This window comes from Mesorhizobium sp. M1A.F.Ca.IN.020.06.1.1, from assembly GCF_004023265.1.
Classification (GTDB): Bacteria; Pseudomonadota; Alphaproteobacteria; order Rhizobiales; family Rhizobiaceae; genus Mesorhizobium.
The window spans coordinates 1-2,325 of the sequence record NZ_RZSR01000937.1 but is presented as its reverse complement, the minus strand read 5'-3'; the positions used below and the strand labels follow the sequence as shown (position 1 = coordinate 2,325).

The 2,325-nt window shown below is 66.3% G+C and carries 1 pseudogene; it reads left to right on the top strand.

What is annotated here, in order from left to right:
- Positions 1 to 2,325 (top strand): annotated as a pseudogene (locus EOA60_RS29285) (hypothetical protein); the annotation flags it as partial.

Sequence of the window (2,325 nt, the reverse complement as noted above, 5' to 3'; positions counted from 1 at the left end):
CCGCGCCGTCTGTCAACCCCCCCGTCACCGCCCCCTCGTCCGACGGGAGCGTCGTCACGCCCCCCTCCACCGTCGCCGTCACCGCCGGCCAACAGCCTGTGGCCTTCAACACTCCGCCCGACTCCAACCCCGGTGCCAACCAGATCGCCGAGCTCGCCGCGGCGGGAGCACCCACGGGCATCACCGCTTCGGCCACCGATCCCGATGCCGGCTCGACGGTCACCTATAGCCTCAACGACACGCGCTTCGCCATTGATGCCAATACCGGCGTCATCACGCGCTCGGGCACAGGCACGCTCGACTTTGAAACCCAGTCGTCGATCGACCTGACGGTGGCGGCAACCTCTTCCGACGGCAGCACGGCCAACAAGGTCTTCACCCTCGCCGTCCTCGACAGCCCGGAACCGGTTGCGTTCAACACGCCGCCCGATGCCAACACCGCGGCCAACCAGATCGGCCAGAACGCTGCCGCCGGTACTGCCGTCGGCATCACCGCTTCGGCCACGGATCCCGATGCCGGCTCGACGGTCACCTACAGTCTCAACGACCCGCGCTTTGCCATCAATCCCAGCACCGGTGTCATAACACGCTCGAGCACCGGCACGCTCAACGCCCAGTCCGAGCCGACGGTTGCGCTCACGGTCACCGCGACCTCGTCGGACGGCAGCACCAACACCCACGCCTTCAATGTTGACGTCACCGGCGGCAGCACGCCTGGGACTTTCGAGGCCAGGGTGGCGGCCGCAGGCGACGATGTCGAGGAGAAAGGTTCCGGCTCGATTTCGAGCAACGTCAGTGATCTGGAACTGGGCTTTGACGGCTCTACCCGCCAGACGGTCGGTCTCCGCTTCACCGGTATCGACATCCCGCAAGGCGCGATCATCACCAGCGCCTACATCCAGTTCCAGGCCAACGAGGTGAAGACCGGCGCGGCCTCGCTGCTGATCAAGGGCCAGGACACCGACGACGCAAGCCCCTTCACCAGCACCAGCTTCAATGTATCGTCACGGGCAACGACCGACGCGTCGACGGCTTGGACGCCGGCCCCGTGGACCACGGTGGGCGAGCACGTCCAGGCCGAGCGCACGCCAGACCTCACGGCTATCGTCCAGGAGATCGTCAGCCGCTCGGGCTGGGCAGCGCTCAACGACATGGCGTTCCTGATCACCGGCACCGGCACGCGCACCGCCGATTCCTACGAATACAATCCCGCCAGCGCGCCGCTGCTGCACATCGAATATGTCTTGCCGGGATCCGGAAGTCCGGTGGCCTTCAACACTCCTGCCGATGCCGATCCCACTGCCAACCAGATCGCCGAGCTCGCCGCGGCGGGAGCACCGACCGGGATCACCGCTTCGGCCACCGATCCCGATGCCGGCGCGACCGTCACCTACAGCCTCAACGATGCACGCTTCGCCATTAATTCCAATACCGGCGTCGTCACGCGCTCGGGCACAGGCACGCTCGACTTCGAAACCCAGTCGTCCATCAATCTGACAGTGACGGCAACCTCTTCCGACGGCAGCACCGCCACCAAGAGCTTCACCCTCGGTGTCCTCGACAGCCCGGAGCCGATCGCGTTCAACACGCCGCCGGATGCCAACTCCGGGGCCAACCAGATCGGCCAGAACGCTGCCGCCGGCACTGCCGTCGGCATCACCGCTTCGGCCTCGGATCCCGATGCCGGCTCGACAGTCACCTACACGATCGACGACTCGCGCTTTGCCATCAATTCCAGCACCGGGGTCGTCACGCGCTCGGGCACCGGCACGCTCAACGCCCAGTCCGAACCGACGATCAATCTCCAGGTGACAGCGACGTCGTCCGATGGCAGCAGCGCCACGAGCACCTTCACTGTCAGCGTCACGGCCGGCCAACAGCCCGTGGCCTTCAACACTCCGCCCGACTCCAACTCCGGCGCCAACCAGATCGCCGAGCTCGCCGCGGCGGGGACACCGACAGGGATCACCGCTTCGGCCTCGGATCCCGATGCTGGCTCGACGGTCACCTACAGCATCAACGACACGCGCTTTGCCATCAATTCCAGCACCGGTGTCATCACGCGTTCGGGCACAGGCACGCTCGACTTCGAGACCCAGTCGTCCATCAACCTGACGGTGACGGCGACCTCCTCCGACGGCAGCACCGCCAACAAGAGCTTCACCCTCGCCGTCCTCAACAGCCCCGAACCGATCGCGTTCAACACGCCGCCCGATGCCAATACCGCGGCCAACCAGATCGGCCAGAATGCCGCCGCCGGCACTGCCGTCGGCATCACCGCCTCGGCCAAGGATCCCGATGCCGGCTCGACGGTCACCTACACGA